The sequence below is a fragment of the Afipia sp. GW822-FHT03D08 genome (genome assembly GCF_058801645.1).
Map to the genome: position 1 here is coordinate 1 of NZ_JBXANK010000003.1, position 16,429 is coordinate 16,429.

General features: G+C 60.5%; 15 protein-coding genes, 1 tRNA gene and 1 pseudogene. 14 read left to right on the forward strand and 3 right to left on the reverse strand.

All coding sequences use genetic code 11. The features are described 5' to 3' along the window. The 6 genes from AC1RM7_RS19160 to AC1RM7_RS19185 form a co-directional block, all read left to right on the forward strand. A partial coding sequence (locus AC1RM7_RS19160) for a hypothetical protein (RefSeq protein WP_492943913.1) occupies positions 1-211 on the forward strand: 211 nt, incomplete at its 5' end. Positions 212-514: 303 nt separating this feature from the next. Beyond that, positions 515-2,017, forward strand: a complete 1,503-nt coding sequence (locus AC1RM7_RS19165) for an MFS transporter (RefSeq protein WP_492837510.1) — start codon at positions 515-517, stop codon at positions 2,015-2,017. 47 nt (positions 2,018-2,064) lie between these two features. Then, complete coding sequence (gene otsB, locus AC1RM7_RS19170) at positions 2,065-2,829, forward strand: trehalose-phosphatase (protein ID WP_244434402.1); 765 nt, start codon at positions 2,065-2,067, stop codon at positions 2,827-2,829. Further along, positions 2,826-4,664, forward strand: a complete 1,839-nt coding sequence (locus AC1RM7_RS19175) for a glycoside hydrolase family 15 protein (RefSeq protein WP_024920235.1) — start codon at positions 2,826-2,828, stop codon at positions 4,662-4,664. Before otsB ends, AC1RM7_RS19175 begins: the two co-directional genes overlap by 4 nt. Positions 4,665-4,932: 268 nt before the next feature. Then, positions 4,933-6,429 carry an alpha,alpha-trehalose-phosphate synthase (UDP-forming) gene (locus tag AC1RM7_RS19180; RefSeq protein WP_024920236.1) on the forward strand — a complete coding sequence of 499 codons (1,497 nt, stop codon included), beginning with the start codon at positions 4,933-4,935 and terminating at the stop codon, positions 6,427-6,429. 89 nt (positions 6,430-6,518) lie between these two features. Next, positions 6,519-6,608, forward strand: a tRNA-Ser gene (locus AC1RM7_RS19185). Between the two features lie 4 nt (positions 6,609-6,612). Here the strand turns inward: AC1RM7_RS19185 and AC1RM7_RS19190 are convergent. Next, positions 6,613-6,837: pseudogene (locus AC1RM7_RS19190) on the reverse strand (recombinase family protein); the annotation flags it as partial. A 533-nt stretch (positions 6,838-7,370) separates the two neighbouring features. On the opposite strand from AC1RM7_RS19190, the gene AC1RM7_RS19195 reads away from it, so the two are divergent. After that, on the forward strand, positions 7,371-8,402 hold the full coding sequence (locus AC1RM7_RS19195; protein ID WP_024920247.1) for a sensor domain-containing diguanylate cyclase: 1,032 nt from the start codon (positions 7,371-7,373) through the stop codon (positions 8,400-8,402). A gap of 41 nt (positions 8,403-8,443) precedes the next feature. Here the strand turns inward: AC1RM7_RS19195 and AC1RM7_RS19200 are convergent, their stop codons facing one another. Beyond that, positions 8,444-9,466 carry a YheT family hydrolase gene (locus AC1RM7_RS19200; protein WP_024920248.1) on the reverse strand — a complete coding sequence of 341 codons (1,023 nt, stop codon included), beginning with the start codon at positions 9,464-9,466 and terminating at the stop codon, positions 8,444-8,446. 91 nt (positions 9,467-9,557) lie between these two features. Between AC1RM7_RS19200 and AC1RM7_RS19205 the strand changes: the two genes are divergently transcribed. Then, complete coding sequence (locus tag AC1RM7_RS19205) at positions 9,558-9,944, forward strand: hypothetical protein (RefSeq protein ID WP_492943914.1); 387 nt, start codon at positions 9,558-9,560, stop codon at positions 9,942-9,944. Between the two features lie 235 nt (positions 9,945-10,179). Continuing rightward, positions 10,180-10,908, forward strand: a complete 729-nt coding sequence (locus tag AC1RM7_RS19210; RefSeq protein WP_006023054.1) for an outer membrane protein — start codon at positions 10,180-10,182, stop codon at positions 10,906-10,908. 108 nt (positions 10,909-11,016) lie between these two features. Here AC1RM7_RS19210 and AC1RM7_RS19215 read toward each other — a convergent pair whose 3' ends face one another. Further along, positions 11,017-12,147, reverse strand: a complete 1,131-nt coding sequence (locus AC1RM7_RS19215) for a zinc-binding dehydrogenase (protein WP_034459549.1) — start codon at positions 12,145-12,147, stop codon at positions 11,017-11,019. Positions 12,148-12,306: 159 nt separating this feature from the next. On the opposite strand from AC1RM7_RS19215, the gene AC1RM7_RS19220 reads away from it, so the two are divergent. The 5 genes from AC1RM7_RS19220 (at position 12,307) to AC1RM7_RS19240 (ending at position 16,419) form a co-directional block, all read left to right on the forward strand. Then, a complete protein-coding gene (locus tag AC1RM7_RS19220; protein ID WP_006023052.1) occupies positions 12,307-13,218 on the forward strand; it encodes a LysR family transcriptional regulator in 912 nt (303 codons plus the stop codon). Between the two features lie 198 nt (positions 13,219-13,416). Further along, the gene (locus AC1RM7_RS19225) at positions 13,417-14,463 is read left to right on the forward strand and encodes an ABC transporter substrate-binding protein (protein ID WP_024920250.1); all 1,047 of its coding nucleotides are present in this window, start codon (positions 13,417-13,419) and stop codon (positions 14,461-14,463) included. A gap of 20 nt (positions 14,464-14,483) precedes the next feature. After that, a complete protein-coding gene (locus AC1RM7_RS19230; RefSeq protein WP_006023050.1) occupies positions 14,484-15,191 on the forward strand; it encodes an isochorismatase family protein in 708 nt (235 codons plus the stop codon). Between the two features lie 53 nt (positions 15,192-15,244). Next, entirely contained in the window at positions 15,245-15,637 is a 393-nt protein-coding gene (rutC, locus tag AC1RM7_RS19235; protein WP_006023049.1) for a pyrimidine utilization protein C, read from the forward strand. A 2-nt stretch (positions 15,638-15,639) separates the two neighbouring features. Next, positions 15,640-16,419 carry an ABC transporter permease gene (locus AC1RM7_RS19240; protein ID WP_024920251.1) on the forward strand — a complete coding sequence of 260 codons (780 nt, stop codon included), beginning with the start codon at positions 15,640-15,642 and terminating at the stop codon, positions 16,417-16,419. The last annotated feature ends 10 nt before the right edge of the window (positions 16,420-16,429 follow it).

The window sequence follows — 16,429 nt, forward strand, 5'->3', positions numbered from 1 at the left end:
GGAGAAATGGATTCCGGGTTCGCGCGAAGAGGCGCGCCCCGGAATGACAGAAACAACAGCTGTATCGCTCTGCTTGATCGTGTCCCTGCATTGCCACGGCGTGCGGTGGTTATGGGTCCCGCTTTCGCACCATCCCGGAGTCCACGGTCACGACACAGAATTCCGCAATCATGGATTGCAGGCCTGCACCAGGCGCCTCACCCTGGAATGACTGGTGAGATTATTCGCGAAGCGCCCGGAATGATGAACGGCCCTGTCGCGTGATCGGCCGGCGGTTCCAATTGGAACCTCCTTCCCATGTCGGTGTTGTCTGGATAGCGGCGGCGGGTGTACCCGCCGTCCGGCGGTCAGGCATGGACGGGCGGTTCCAGGCCTTGCCGTTGAAATTGTTGCCGTTTCGGGGAGGCGGGATTCCAGGGTTCCAGAGCCATCCCGCGGCGGCTGCCGCCTGCCATCGCCGGTTACGGCGTCCAATCGAAAGGTCGAGAGTGAAACCGGTGAAAAGGACGGCGGGATGTCAGTTTTGACAAACATCCAGATGTCCCCGGCACAAGTCTCGCAGCAAGGAAGCGCTCCCGTTTCCGCCGCGCTCGCAAAGGGTGCCGTTGAGACCGATATTCCCGCGCGGCTGGATTCGCTGCCATGGGGCGGCTTTCATACCCGGGTGATCGCGGCGCTCGGCATCACATGGATTCTCGACGGGCTCGAGGTCACTCTTGCCGGGGCATTTTCGGGTGCATTGAAAAGCAGCCCGGTTCTGAATTTCAACAACACCGACATCGGTATTGCGACCAGCGCCTATCTTGCGGGCGCAGCGCTCGGCGCCATCGGCTTCGGCTGGCTGACCGATCGCATCGGGCGCAAGAAACTGTTCTTCGTCACGCTGGCGGTTTATCTCACGGCGACAGCGGCAACAGCCTTCTCGTGGAATCTTGCGAGCTTCGCGCTGTTTCGGTTCATCACCGGCGCGGGGATCGGTGGCGAGTACACAGCGATCAATTCAACGATACAGGAACTGGTGCCTGCGCGCTATCGCGGCCGTACCGATCTGATCGTCAACGGCAGCTTCTGGATCGGCGCAGCCATCGGCGCGGTGAGTGCGATTGTGCTGCTTGATCCCGCCGTGATCGATCCTGAACTGGGCTGGCGGCTGGCATTTCTGACCGGCGCGGGCCTTGGTCTGGTCGTATTCGTGATGCGGTTATGGATTCCCGAAAGCCCGCGCTGGCTGATGATTCACGGTCAGCCTGAGCGTGCCCTGAAAATCGTCGCGGATATGGAACGTGCGGTGCCCGGCGGCGGCAAACCCGATCATCCGTTGCCGAAAATCAGGCTGACGATGCGGACACATACACCGCTGCGCGAAGTTGCCGGCACCCTGTTCCATACCTATCGTAGCCGCTCGCTGGTCGGACTGTCCCTGATGGTGGCCCAGGCGTTCTTCTACAACGCGATTTTCTTCACCTATGCTTTGGTTTTGACAGATTTCTTCGCTATCCCCGCCGCGAACATCGGCTGGTACATTCTGCCGTTCGCCGCCGGAAACTTTCTCGGGCCGCTGTTGCTCGGATCGTTGTTCGATACGGTGGGACGGCGCACCATGATCGCGCTGACCTACAGCGTGTCGGGTATTCTGCTTGCCGTGTCGGGCTACCTGTTCTCGATCGGCGTGCTCACTGCGCAAACCCAGACGATCGCCTGGATGGTGATCTTCTTCTTTGCGTCGCCGGCGGCCAGCGCCGCGTATCTGACCGTGAGCGAAACCTTTCCGCTCGAGGTCCGCGCTCTGGCCATCGCGCTGTTCTATGCGATCGGCACCGGCATCGGAGGCGTCGCGGGGCCGGCGCTGTTTGGAGTTCTGATCGATACCGGTTCGCGCAGCAGCGTGTTCGCCGGTTACCTGCTCGGATCGGTTCTGATGGTTGCCGCTGCGCTCATCGCGTGGCGCTACTGCATCGATGCCGAGCGCAAATCACTTGAGGAGGTTGCGCGGCCGCTCGCTGCGCAGAACAACTGATGGATCATCGCGTGATTGAAAAAATCCCGGCAACGGGCGCGGGCGACATGTTGTCTGCTCCGGCGGGAATTGTGCCGGACCTCGACCAGACGGCCCTGTTACTCGACATCGACGGCACCTTGCTGGAGCTGGCGCCGACGCCGCGTGATGTCGTCGTTCCGCCAAATCTGGCAAGCACGCTTCAGGCGCTGCATGATCGGCTGGATGGTGCGCTGGCCTTGGTCAGCGGCCGCTCGCTGACCGATATCGATGTCATCTTCGCGCCGCTGCAGTTTCCCGCAGTCGGCGGTCACGGCGCCGAAATGCGGCTGTCGGTCGAGAACGAGGCGGTGGCGTCGCATGCGCCGCCGATGGACAACGATCTGAAGCGCCGGTTCATTGCGATCTCGCATCTCAGTCCCGGCATTTTGTACGAGGACAAGGGTTACTCGATCGCATTGCATTACCGGCTGGCGCCGCAGTTCGAGCGAACGATCTACGAAGCCGTATCCGCAATCCGGGCCGATCTTCCGCAGGCGCCGATCGAGGTCTTGCCGGGAAAGTTCGTGTGCGAGATCAAGCCCGCGGGTTTCACCAAGGCGACCGGTGTCCGCGAACTGATGAGCCATGCGCCGTTCTCCGGCCGCAATCCCATCTTCATTGGTGATGATGTCACCGACGAATCCGTGTTCGCCATCATGCCGGCGTTCCGCGGCGTATCATTTTCGGTAGGCCGCCGCGCTCACGGGGTCGACGGGCAGTTCAGGGCCCCGAAGGACGTCCGCGCATGGTTGACACACTTGCTTGATGACGAGGCGATGGCGGTGCAATGAATATTCCCAAGGCAATGACGAAGTCCCAGATTGAAGCAGGCGCGAAGATCGACCATGGCCTCGATCTGGCGGTGATCGGCAACTGCAAGACCGCCGCGCTGGTCGATCCGACGTCGCGGCTGGTGTGGTGGTGTTTCCCGCGCTTCGATGCCGATCCGGTGTTCTCGCGCCTGGTTGCAGGCGACGAGGAGAAAGGTTTCAGCGACGTCGTGCTGGACGGCATGGTGGATTACAAGTCCGACTACGTCCGCAATACCGCCCTGGTTGAGACCATTCTGACAGATGCCAAAGGCAACGCGGTCCGCATCACGGATTTCGCGCCGCGCTTCCGGCAGTACGGCCGCATGTTCCGGCCGCCGCAGTTGTTCCGGATCATCGAGCCGATTGCCGGATTGCCGCGCATCACCATCCGTGTCCGTCCCACGCATTCCTACGGCAAGCCGCTGAAGCGAAGTTCACTCGGCAGCAATCACATCCGTTATGTCGAGGAAGAATCCACGGTTCGCGTCACCACCGATGCGCCGATCGCGATGATTGAGCATGAAACGCCGTTTGTGCTGACGCGGCCGGTGCATATGGTGTTCGGCCACGACGAGCCGTATCCCGGTGATCTTGCGGCGACCGCGACCTCCTTCGCCGAGCAGACGAGGGCTTACTGGCTGCACTGGGTGCGGCGCCTCTATATTTCCTACGACTATCAGGAAGCGATCATTCGTGCTGCGATCACGCTGAAGCTGTCGAACTTCGAGGAGACCGGCGGAATCATCGCTGCGCACACCACGTCGATCCCGGAAGCGCCCGGTTCGGGCCGCACCTGGGACTACCGGTTCTGCTGGCTGCGCGATGCCTATTTCGTGGTGAAGGCGCTTAACCGTGTCGGCGCGACCCAGACGATGGAGGACTTCATCGGCTTCACGTTGTCGATCGCGGCCAACGCGGACGGGCCGCTGAAGCCGGTTTACAGCGTGGTGCCGAACCTGCCGCTCGACGAATGGATCGCGACCGATCTCAAAGGGTACCGCGGTGACGGTCCGGTGCGCATCGGCAACGCAGCCGTCGAACAGAGCCAGCACGACACCTATGGCAGCGTGATCCTCGCCGCCTTGCCGTTGTTCTTCGACCGCCGTCTGCCGACGCCGGGTGGCGAGAAGCTGTTTCGTCTGCTCGAGGATCTCGGAGAGAAGGCCGCAAGCGTCGCGCTGCAGCCGGACGCCGGCATCTGGGAATACCGCGGCCGTCAGCGCGTTCACACCCATTCGGCGGCGATGTGCTGGGCGGGCGTCAACCGGCTCGCCTCCATCGCCACACGTCTCGGTCTGCATGATCGCGCGGCGTACTGGAATTCGGTTGCCGATCCGATTCACAAGGAACTGCTCGACAAGGCGTGGAATCCGAAACGGGAAGCGTTCACCGCAGCCTTCGGGTCGGACGATCTCGACGCCAGCGTCTTGCTCTTGCCGGATCTCGGTGTGTGTGAGGTCGACGATCCGCGTTTCATCAAGACGGTCGCGGCGATGGAGCGTGAGCTTCTGCGCGAGAAGCACATGATGCGCTACGCGGCAGAAGACGATTTCGGATTGCCGGCGACGGCGTTTCTGATCTGCCGTTTCTGGCTGATCGATGCATGGTGGCAGCAGGGACGACGCGAGGAGGCGCGCGAGGCATTTGCCGATGCGCTGTCGCATCGCAATCGCTACGGGTTGTTGTCAGAAGATATCGATCCGAAAACCGGCGCGCTGTTTGGAAATTTCCCGCAGACCTATTCGATGGCGGGATTGATTCTCACTGGCATGAAACTGTCGCGGAACTGGGAAGATCGCTACTGGCGCAGTTAGTGTTGCTGCTGTTGGAAAGCTGAATCAGATTCGTTTTCATCGCGAGGAGATATGAAATACGCGACGGTATTTTGCATGGATACGCGTCGCGCGATTCCGAATGTGTCAAGACTAGGCAAATCGTTTTTAATCGGCCACGCTTCACGCAATGGAACTCGGTTCCATTTCTCGCCAACAAATTCGACGTCAATCAGTCTGAAGGATGGCGAGGAACCATATTGATGAACAAGCGTTGTTTTTGCGTTTGCAGAACTAGGGAGGGCACCCTGTGGATCTCGTCGTCGTCTCCAATCGGGTCGCACGCGCAAAAGCAAATGAGCCAATGACCGGTGGACTGGCAGCAGCGTTGCTGCCTGTGGTGGAAAAATCAGGTGCAATCTGGGTCGGTTCGTCCGGCCGCGTTCGTGATAATCTATCCAAGGATTCTTTCGCTGAAATCGAATCGCTTGGCGCAGGCGCGCTGGCGCTGCTCGATCTTCCTGCTGCGCATTACGGCGGATATTACGAAGGTTTCGCGAATTCCGCGTTATGGCCCGCGCTTCATTCCCGCAACGATCTGATCCGTGTCTCGCACGATGACTATCAGTCCTATCGAGAAGTGAACGCCTTCATGGCGCGCGCGCTGATGCGCTTCAACAAGCCGACGGCCGCGTTCTGGATTCAGGACTATCATTTCCTCACGCTGGGCGCGGAGATGCGCGAGCTTGGCGTCCGCAGTCCGCTAGGGTTTTTTCTCCATACGCCGTGGCCGGCGCGCCGCGTCTTTGCGGGCGTTCCGCATCACCGCGATCTGGTCGAGGCGATGCTCGCCTACGATCTGATCGGCTTTCAGACCGAGGACGATTGCGAAAATTTCACCGCCTATCTGCGCGCGGAGATCGGCCTCGATGTCGAGGACGGCATCGTCACGTCGCGGTTCGGGACCTCACGCCTCGCGGTATTTCCGATCGGCATCGATGTTGACGGTTTCGCAGCGCAGGCCCAGCGCGCGGCGTCGCATCCGGATGTGTCGCGGCTGCGCAAGAGCCTTCACGGCGAACGGCTCGCGATCGGTGTTGACCGCGTCGATTACTCCAAGGGCTTGGTCAATCGCATCAGCGCGTTCGATCGCCTGTTTGAAATCCAGCCCTCGCTGAAGCGGTCGGTCTCATTGCTGCAGATCGCGACCCCGTCGCGCGGCGGCATCCAGGCTTACAGCAATTTGCAGGACGAGTTGTCGAAGCAGGTGACGGACGTCAACGGGCGCCATGGCGAGGTGGACTGGACGCCGATCCGCTATCTCAACAAGGGTTTCAGCCAGACCGTGCTTGCGGGTTTCTATCGTGCCGCGCAGGTCGGTGTCGTGACGCCGCTGCACGACGGCATGAATCTCGTCGCCAAGGAATATGTCGCGGCCCAGAATCCGATCGACCCCGGCGTGCTCGTTCTGTCAAAATTCGCCGGCGCCGCGAATGAACTCGACACCGCGCTGCTGGTCAATCCGCACGACATCGACGGCATGGCGCGGACCATTGCCGTGGCGTTGTCGATGCCGGCATCCGAGCGCCGGATGCGGTGGGAGGCGATGATGACCAAGCTGCGTGCCGGCACCATCCATCGCTGGTTCTCCGACTTCATCGAGGCGCTGGAAAACGCGCATGTAGGGGCGGGGCCGAGCATATTGCCGTCGGTCGTTCGTCCGTTGCGGGTCGCCGGCGCGCCGCCTATGGGAGATGGCTGTATCCGCGAATCCACGCGTTTTCAGCCCCGGCCTATGGTCAATTAGCCTCAGAACTTCAAATATTTACGGAATATTTCCGGTCAGCGCCCGCGCTCTCTTGCAAAACGGCGCGGGCCCCTTCATGACAGGCGCGTGGAGAGGTGGCCGAGTGGTTGAAGGCGCACGCCTGGAAAGTGTGTATACGGGAAACCGTATCGCGGGTTCGAATCCCGCTCTCTCCGCCAGCTCCGAGAGTTCGCCTTTTGGCGCTTTGCTCTCGTCAACGAGCATTCGCCTGAGACCATAACCAACCGGGCCACCCTGGCGAAACCCGTGTTCAATCAAACGGCATTATCCAGCAAACACTTTGACCGAGAGTTCGCGGCTATACTCCCCGGCCAACACGCGCCTTACGTTCTTCAGCAGAATGCAGCCGATACTTCCATCATTATCGAATTGCTCTCCGCAATAATGCTACAGGCGCCGCCAAAAGAATGTGTGAGCCACTGTGGGCTGAAGAGAAGTCTGGACCTCTCCCGACGCGCCGGGTTTTATCTCCAAAGCGGTGTTGATGCGCGTCGCCTCACGAGCCGGTGGCGATTAGGCCCGCGACGCCGAAGCAATTCAGCGGTGGTAAGGATCTTGTGGGCATAGGTTGGCCCGTTGAGCTTGTGCGGCGTCCATCATTTCCTGCGAAAAGGCCGCCGTGCGTCAGTCATCAACGTGACGTGATAACCAGTTCCATTGCGTACCGGCCGGTGGATTCGATGCAGGTATTGGCAATGAGACCGATGAGGATAACTCTCTCGATACCATGTTTCGTAGCATCGCCGAACGCGCCAGGCAGCGCGGACTGGCGGCTTTTGGCGTTCGGCAAATGAATTTCGGACATATCTTATAACGGTTTGGCGTCGCCACTTCCGTCAGGACGACCAGAACTGCTTGGACGAACTATCATTCGTTAAGCTGTGCAGATTACCGTCCCGTCAGATTCAGGGGAGGTGCACTTGTCCAGCGATACGAATGAGGACCTGCGTCTGCAGGCCCTCCGCCGATACGATATTCTCGATACCGCACCAGAGGAAACCTTTGACCGAATCACCCGGATCGTCGCGGCGGCCCTGCGGGTTCCGATGGCTGCGGTGTCACTGGTCGATGACCACAGGCAGTGGTTCAAGTCGCGAATAGGGCTGGCAGCCACAGAGACTCCCCGAAGCTCTTCCTTTTGTGCCCACACGATCTTGGCAAACGGCGCCATGGTCGTGACCGATACGACGCAGGATTTACGTTTCAACGGCAATCCGCTGGTCCTCGGCGATCCCCATATCAGATTTTATGCCGGCTATCCGGTGGTTTCCTCAGACGGGGTGCCGCTCGGCGCGGTTTGCGCCATCGACACGTCGCCGCGGGACATTAGCCCTCAGGAACTGGGGCTGTTGAAAGACCTGGCCGCTCTCGTCAACGAGCAATTGGAACTACGGCTCCTGGCCTCGATCGATGGCCTGACAGGCGCACTAAGGCGCAAGACATTCCTTAACATGTGCGAGCGCGAGCTCCTGCTGGGTCGCCGGGGCAAGACGCCGAGCAGTTGTCTCATGATCGATGCCGACCACTTCAAGGCGATCAACGATCAGTACGGCCACGACGTCGGCGATCAGGTGCTCAAGGCCTTGGTGGACACCTTTAAAGCCGGGTTACGCGCCACCGACATCGTCGGTCGCCTAGGTGGAGAAGAGTTCGGCATATTCCTGCCCAGCACCGACCTGGCCGGATGCGTCGAAGTCGCCGAACGACTGCGTGGTATGGTGGAAAGCCTTGAGATCACCACGGCAAATTTGTCGGTCACCGTCAGCATCGGTGCTGCCGAAGCGGCGGCGACGGGCGAGGACATTCTCGGCCTGCTCCACAGAGCGGATACAGCCTTGCTCAAGGCCAAGCGGACGGGACGAAATCGCATTATCACCGAATGTGACTCGGAAACTTTATGTTGCGGATCGTCGGCGGGCTTCTTCACCCCCTCACGCAGCCGCGTCGGATGAACACCGAGGTCGTCTGCGGCTAGGCGTGCGACACGTCCCGATCAAGTTTGCTCGATGCTCTTCAAGAACCGGGCGGCGCAAACATCATTCCAGCGCGCATGAGAATCGGCCCCCCGAAATCCGCAATGACCCCCGGATTGCGATAGCAGCCGAACCAGTTTTGGATTCCTGTCCCACTTGTATTGAAGATAGGCCTCGCTTGGGACGATCGGATCGTTAGCCGCGTAAATCACGAGCGTAGGGACAGCGATGTGCTCCAGAAATGAAGCGCACGATGAGCGTGTGTAATAGTCCTCCGCACCGCTAAATCTGTTACGGGGTGCGGTGAAAGTCTGATCGAAGTCCCAGATGGTGCGCGCCGCGAGAGCCGCATTGCGCTCCTGCTTTGAAAGCTCCGCAGCGGGCTTGACGCTTTCCGTCCTCAATTGGGAAAGGATCGCGAACTGAAACAGCGCGTTGTCCCACCGCATGAACCGGCGCGACACGGCCGCCAGATCGAGAGGGGAGGAGACGGCAATGGCCGCTCTGAGAGGCGCTGATGAGCCGCGCTCGCCCAGAAATTTCAGCAGCACATTCGCGCCGAGGGAAAAGCCCATCGCTGCGATTCCGTTGGATCGCAGATCGGCCGGCACCATGGACACCAGATGGACGAGATCATCGGACGTGCCGGCATTGTACTGAAGCTTGCAGAGCGGACGGGACGGACCGGCGCCCCGCAGGTTGGCGCGCAGGACGGGATAGCCGAGATTCAGGAAGTAAGCCGCCGAGCGTAGAATGTAGCTGCTGTCTTCGCTGCCGCTCACGCCATGAATCAGCAGGACGACGCATCGGTCGATGCTCGGGCGCTCCGGACGATGGAGCATTGCAACCAGGGTGTCCCCGGTGCCGTCCAGAACGGGTGCGAACAGTTGCTCGCTTGGATACCGGTCGAGGTCACGCGGACTTACCGTGGGGAGTGCGCCGGCGATGGTCTGAAGGTAGCCGCCCCACCAGGGGGTGCCCGCTTTAAATCCTGGAAAATCGGGTTGCGTTGAAGCCTCGCGTGTCATCGAACTGAGCGTCATGTGATGCCCCCGGATGCGGTGCGTGCTGTCACGGCTTATAGTCCGCAAGTTATCGCCCGCGTCTGAACCATCCGCAATATCGTCCTGTCCGGTGATCCGCGGATTTGGCCCACAGCCTGAATGCTGTTCTGACGTTCTGCGGACGTCTATTGTCGGACAAACGTGGACTTCGCACCGTTTATTGCGTCATAAAGAATTCGGTATCGGCCATGGCGAGCACCCGATGAAACTTTTCCAGATCTCAATCACTGTGTTTGTGCTGGCCGGAATTTCCCCGGGCTTCGCAAAGGTGGAGCAATGCCGCTTCATCGATTCGAAGCCGGACCGGGAAGCCTGCTACGACCGTCAGGCCAGGGCGCTCGCCGCCAAAAGGGCGGAAGCTGAGGCGAAACCAAAGCCGGTGGATTCGTTACAGGAAATGAAGGCGGAGGACGAAATGCTGTCTCGCCGGCTTAAGAGCATCTGCCGGGGATGCTGAAGGCGGCTGGGTTGCGGGCTGGATGATCGTCCCGGAAACTCCTCAGGACGCGCCGTGCTCCCCCGTTATGCTTAACCGTCCCTTTCGGAATCGGCCCCCGCCGTGTCTTTTTTGTCACGTCGAAAGACAAAGCAACGGCGGGCTCCCTGTGCCGGAACCGATCCGGCCCTCTGTACATTTCTCATTAACTGGGGGGCCAATAGGGTTCGCCCAACTCAACATGGGGAGAAGAGAGATGGGTCATCGTTTCGCACTGGCAGCTTTTTCGGCTGCTTTGCTTGCTTCAACTGCGTCATTCGCCGCTGACATGGGTCCGCGCACCTACACCAAGGCGCCGGTTTACGCGCCTGCGCCGATCTACAACTGGACCGGCTTCTACGCTGGTGTGCACATCGGCGCTGCTTTCGGTGGCGACAACGGCTTCACCACCACCGACCCGACCCTCGTCGGCAGCAACCGCGACGCAGCCTTCCTCGGCGGCGGTCAGATCGGCGCTGACTACCAGTTCGCTCCGAACTGGCTGGTTGGTATTGAAGGCCAGATTTCCGGCCTCTCGAACAGCGATCGTACTTTCACCAGCGGCGTGAACTCTTTCCGTGACCGTTCCGACTGGCTCGCTTCGGTCACCGGCCGCCTCGGCTACACCTGGGGTCCGGGCCTGATCTACGCCAAGGGCGGTGTCGCATTCCGTGACGACAACGGCCTCGCAGCGACCGCTGGCTTCCTGCCGGCTGTGACCGATCGCAAATCGACCGGCTACACCGTCGGCGGCGGTCTCGAATACATGTTCGCTCCGGCCTGGTCGGCGAAGGTTGAGTACCAGTACTACAACTTCGACACCACCAACGTTGCCTACACCAACGCTGGTGCTCGCGCCCTCTCCTACACGGACGACATTCACACTGTGAAGGTTGGCTTGAACTACCGCTTCAACTGGGGTGGCCCGGTCGTCGCGAAGTACTAAGAGATACCAATAATTTCTCCAGACAACTTAAGGCCCCGGTTTCCCGGGGCCTTTTTTGTTGGACGTCGAAAGGTATCGAACGCATCCGCTGCCTGGAGGCCGGAGCGATCAGGCCTTGTTCGGATTGATGAGAAACTTCTCGCCCGTCGCCCGCTTCGCATAAGCTGCAATATTCGAGAGCTGCAGCGCTTCCTGAAGCGACACGACTTGCGTGTAGTGACTGGCAAATGTTGTCTTGAGTTCGGCGGCAACGCGTTCGCGCAGCTTCTGCGCTTCGGCGGGTCCGATTTTTTGCAGGAACGGAAACAGCAGCCAGCCGCCGATGCCCCAGGTCATTCCGAAATTCCGGTTGATCTCGGTCGGGCGCATGTCGAGGCCGCCGTAAATATAGACCTGCTTGTGCACGGTCGATCCGTAGCGGCTGTAAACCTTCGCGGTCTTGTTGGCGGCAACTTCCATGCAGCTCAGGATCTGCCCCGCCAGCTTGCCGCCGCCGATCGCATCGAATGCGAGCGTCGCGCCGGTTTCCACCAGCGCCTGGGTCAGATCGTCCATGAAGGTCGCGGCGGCGGAATTGCAGATGTGGGTCGCGCCGAGCTTGCGGAGCATCTCTTCCTGTTCGGCGCTGCGCACGATGTTGACAAGGCCGATACCGTCCGCGAGGCAAATCTTGTTGAGCATCTGGCCGAGATTTGACGCCGCAGCGGTATGCACGAGCGCCTTGTGTCCTTCCCGCCGCATGGTCTCGGTCATGCCGAGCGCCGTCAGCGGATTGACGAAACTCGACGCGCCTTCCGCTGCGGTCGTTCCGTCGGGAAGCACCATGCAGTCGGCGGCCTTGATGCAGCGGTATTGCGCATACATCGCGCCGCCGATCATTGCGACCATCTTGCCCATCATCGCCTGCGCCCTGCTGGAGCTTCCAGCCGCGACGACGACACCTGCGCCTTCGTTGCCGACAGGCATCGATTCATCGAGCCGCCCCGCCATGGCTTTCATCAGCGGTTCGGGGACGGATGCAGTCACGACGACACTGTCACCGGTACCGGATGATTTGGCGGTCGACATGTCCGCGGTACCGACAAGGAGGCCAAGGTCGGAAGGGTTGATCGGCGAGCCTTCGACCCGGACGATGACTTCGTCGGCCGCCGGCTCCGGAATCTTGACCTTGACCAGCGACAGTTCGAGTTCACCGCTCTTCTTGATCAAGGAGCGAAGCTCAAGTCCCTCGAAACCCATGTTGATCTCCCGTGACAATTACGTTCTTGTTGAAAAGCTTCAGTTACGGCTGCACTTTGCGCTGGATTGAAGCCCGCAGGCAATGAGGGGATTCAAATATAAAATGTTTGGCGGCCGCAGCCCCATGAGCGCTTTCCGGCCGCGTCTTGCGGGGGCGCGATGCGTTTTCTGACGCTGAAATACTTCAACGCAGTTGCAAAGCTTGGTTCGATCCGCAAGGCAGCGGACCGGCTTCATGTCGCGCCGTCAGCGGTCAGCAGGCAGATCGCGCAGCTCGAGCATGAGCTCGATGCGGTGCTTTTCGAACGTTCCAAAAGCGGTGTGCGGCTCACCGCAGCTGGCGAAGTTCTGGCCCGGCAAAGTCATCGCATCTTCCGCGACCTCGACCGGGCACGTGCCGGGATCGATGATCTTCGCGGCCTGCGCCGTGGCGACGTCAGTCTCTGGGTGATCGAAGGTTTCGTCACCGGCTTGCTGCCCAATATCCTTGCCGACTTCCAGCGCCGTTATCCGGCTGTTGCGTTCAAGGTTCAAACCGCATCGACCGATCGGATCACCGAGGCCTTGCTGGAAGACGAGGCCGACATCGGCATCACCTTCAATGCGTCACCGCGCGCCGAGATCGAAACCATCGCGGAGTTTCCGGAACCGGTTTCCTGTCTGGTCGCGCGTGATCACAAGTATGCAAATCGCAAGAGCCTCAGTCTGGACGAAATCTGCAAGGAGCCTCTGGCGCTCCCCGATCACAGCTTCGGTATCCGGCAGTCGTTTGAGCGGACCGTCGCAAAACACAAGCTGAATCCACGGGTGCTGGTCACGACGAATTCGCTGGAACTGACCAATACGATGGCCGTGACCGGCCAGTTCATTGCGTTCAAGCCGGCGATGGCGGTGATTACGCAGCTCGGATCAGGTCAGCTTCGCGCGATCCCTGTGGCGGACACTGAACTCGCATCCGCGCGATCGAGCATCAGCGTGCACCGGGACAGGCCGCTCTCTCGCGCGGCGCAGGAATTTCTCAAACTGCTGACCACGACAATCAGGGCGTCAAAGGCGAAAACCCGCAAATAGGGGTGTTGCCTTTTTTGCAGGATCGCATGACAGATTCTCGACTTTTAACAACGATAAATGCTCCCTAGCCTGCATAAGCGAGCTTTCGGAGCAGAAGATACGGTTCTGTCGAGATGAACTGGAAAATCCATCTCCGGAGAGGCTTCATCTTCCCGTCGCGGTTGCCGGCGCGGCCATCCCACAAGGAGACCATGGAACATGACTTCGCCTAAACCTGAAGCGACATCGCTTGCGACGCCGACCCGCCGGAGCTTGCTGATAGGAACCGGTGCGCTCGGCATGGCTGCGGCATTTCCGATGCCGGGCATCGCGCAGGGCCGGACCAAGGTGGTCGTGTCCGAGGCCATCCATATCGCCCTCTATACCCCGCTCTATGTCGCGATGCGCAAAGAGATGTTCGCAAAACAGGGCCTGGACGTTGAGCTTTCCACCGCGGGCGGTATTGCGGTGCCTGTTTCCGTGCTGCTCGCCAACCGGGCGCAGTTCGCGCTGACCGGCACCGGCATGTCGGTCAATTCGACCCTCGAAGGCGGCAAGATGAAATGCATCGCCAAGGTCGCGGGCGGTATTTCACTCTTCGCGATCGCGAAGCCCGGCCTCAAGATCAATTCGCTGGCTGATCTGAAGGGCAAGACCATTGCGACCCTGCGCTTCCCGTCCAACACAATCTCCACACCGACTTATCTGATGCGCAGCGTCGGCGGGTTCGATCCGAAGGAAGCAGGCGTGAATTTCCTCGAACTGCCGCCCGGTGCACAGGCCGCCGCCGTCAAGGACGGCCGCGCCGATCTGGCGATCGCATTCGACTGGGACGCCAGTATCGGCGTCACCCAGTTCGGGCTGGAGGTGGTCTACTCATTCGCTGACATTCTCGGGCCGATCGCCTTCTCGTCCGTCTTCGTCACCGAGCCGTATCTCAAGAGCAACGGCGAAACGGTTCAGAAGTTCACCAATGCGCTCGCGGAAGCGATGAAGCTGCTGCACTCCGACCCGAACGCTTTCGAGGAAGTCAGCCGGCAGGAATTTCCGACCGTTGCGCCGGAAGTCGTGAAGCTCGGCGCGAAGAACTTCATGACCACCAAAAACGTGGTGCCACGCAACCCGGTCATCACCAAGGAAGACTGGGATGCGATCATGAAGCACGAAAGCGGCGCGGGCACGCTCAAGAAGACGCTGCCCTACGAAGACATGGTCGACACGACGTTCGCCACCAAGGCGGCGTCCGACTTTGGCCTGAAAAGCTGACCTCAAAAGCGAACATGACCATGACTCTGCCTCAGACGTTGCCGCGTCACGACAACAGCCTTGTGCTCGGCGCCAAGCCGGACGAATTCCCTCTCTCGCCGGATGAGACCGCGCTCATCGTTGTCGACATGCAGAACGCCTACGCGTCGCCAGGCGGCTATCTCGACCTTGCCGGGTTCGATGTGACAGGCGCCAAGCCGGTGATCGCTGCCGTGGCGGAGACCATCGAAATCTCACGCAAGCTCGGCTTTACGATTGTCTTTTTCCAGAACGGCTGGGATGCGGAAAAACAGGAGGCCGGCACACCGGACTCTCCGAACTGGTGGAAGTCGAACGCGCTGAAAACGATGCGTGCGCGGCCGGAACTCGACGGCAAGCTCATCACGCGCGGGACCTGGGACTACGAGCTGGTTGAAAAGATCAAGCCGCTGCCCGGCGAGATCGTTCTGCCGAAGCCGCGTTACAGCGGTTTCTCCGGCACCCAGCTCGACGGCATGCTGCGGGCGCGGCGGATTCGGAATCTGGTGGTTGTGGGCGTCGCCACAAACGTCTGCGTGGAATCCACCATCCGCGATGCGTACTTCCTGGAGTACTTCCCGGTCATGGTGAAGGACGCAACGCTCCAGGCCGGTCCGGTCTCCCTGCAGGAGGCCACGGTCTACAACGTCGAAACTTTTTTCGGCTGGACCACCACGGTCAGCGAGCTGCGAAGCTTGACCAACCGCTGACGTTTTCGGTCCCATCAGTCATAACGATTCGCCAGGAACCCAAGGAGCCCGATATGCCCCGTAAGCCAGTTATTCCCGCCGGCTCGCCGCCGCCGATGGCGCCTTATTCGCCGGGTGTGGTTGCGGACAACATCCTCTATGTCTCCGGCGTGCTGGCCATGGATGGCAGCGGCAAGACCGTGGGTGTCGGCGACGCAACGGCGCAGACCCGTGCGGTCCTGGAGTCGATCAAGAGCATCGTCGAGGCCGCCGGCGGCACGATGGCCGACGTCACCATGAATTCGATCTTCCTCAAGGACCTCGGCGATTACGCCGCCATGAACGCGGTCTATAAGGAGTTCTTTCCGAGCGAATTCCCGGCGCGCTATTGCATTCGCGCGGATCTCGTCAAACCCGAATTCCTCGTGGAAATCGCGTCCATCGCGCATCTGCCCAAGGCCCGCTGAGCATGGCGGAACAGGCACAACAGCGCGGCCTTCTCATTTCGCCGTGGCTGCTGATCCTGCTCGGACAGATCACGCTGACGGTCGGCTTCCTTGGTTTGTGGGAGATCGCCATCCGGGCCGAATGGCTGCCGGTCTATCTCTATGGCCAGCCGAGCGGCATCGCGAAGAAGTTCGTCACGCTTCTGGCGGACGGAACGCTGGTGCAGTCCACCCTCGTCACCGGTCTCGAATCCCTGATTGGATTCGTGATCGGTTGCTTTTTCGGCAGTGTCGCGGGTCTCGGACTGTGGCTGACTCCGCGGTTGGCACTCATGCTGCGGCCGTTCATCGTGGCAGCCAACGGCCTGCCCAAGATCGCGCTGGCGCCGCTGATCATCGTCTGGTTCGGCATCGGGATTGAATCCAAGATCGCCATCGCCGCGATTATCACATTCATCGTGTCGCTGATGACCGCCTATAGCGGTGCGCAGGAGGTCGATCAGGATCTGATCCGCCTGATGCGGTCGCTCGGTGCGACCCGGTGGCAGACCTTTCGGAAGATCGTGGCGCCGGCCACCATGCCCTGGATCATCTCGGGCCTGCGGCTGAATGTCGGATTCGCCCTGATCGGCGCGGTGGTCGGCGAATACATCGCCGCCAAGCAGGGGCTCGGCTATCTCGTCTATTACGCCGGGACGCTCTACGACCTCAACGCGGTCTGGGTGGGCCTGTTCGCGCTGATGCTGCTCGCGCTGGTGCTCGACTACAGCGTCACGCTGCTCGAACGGTGGCTCAGCTACTGATGCCGCTCCC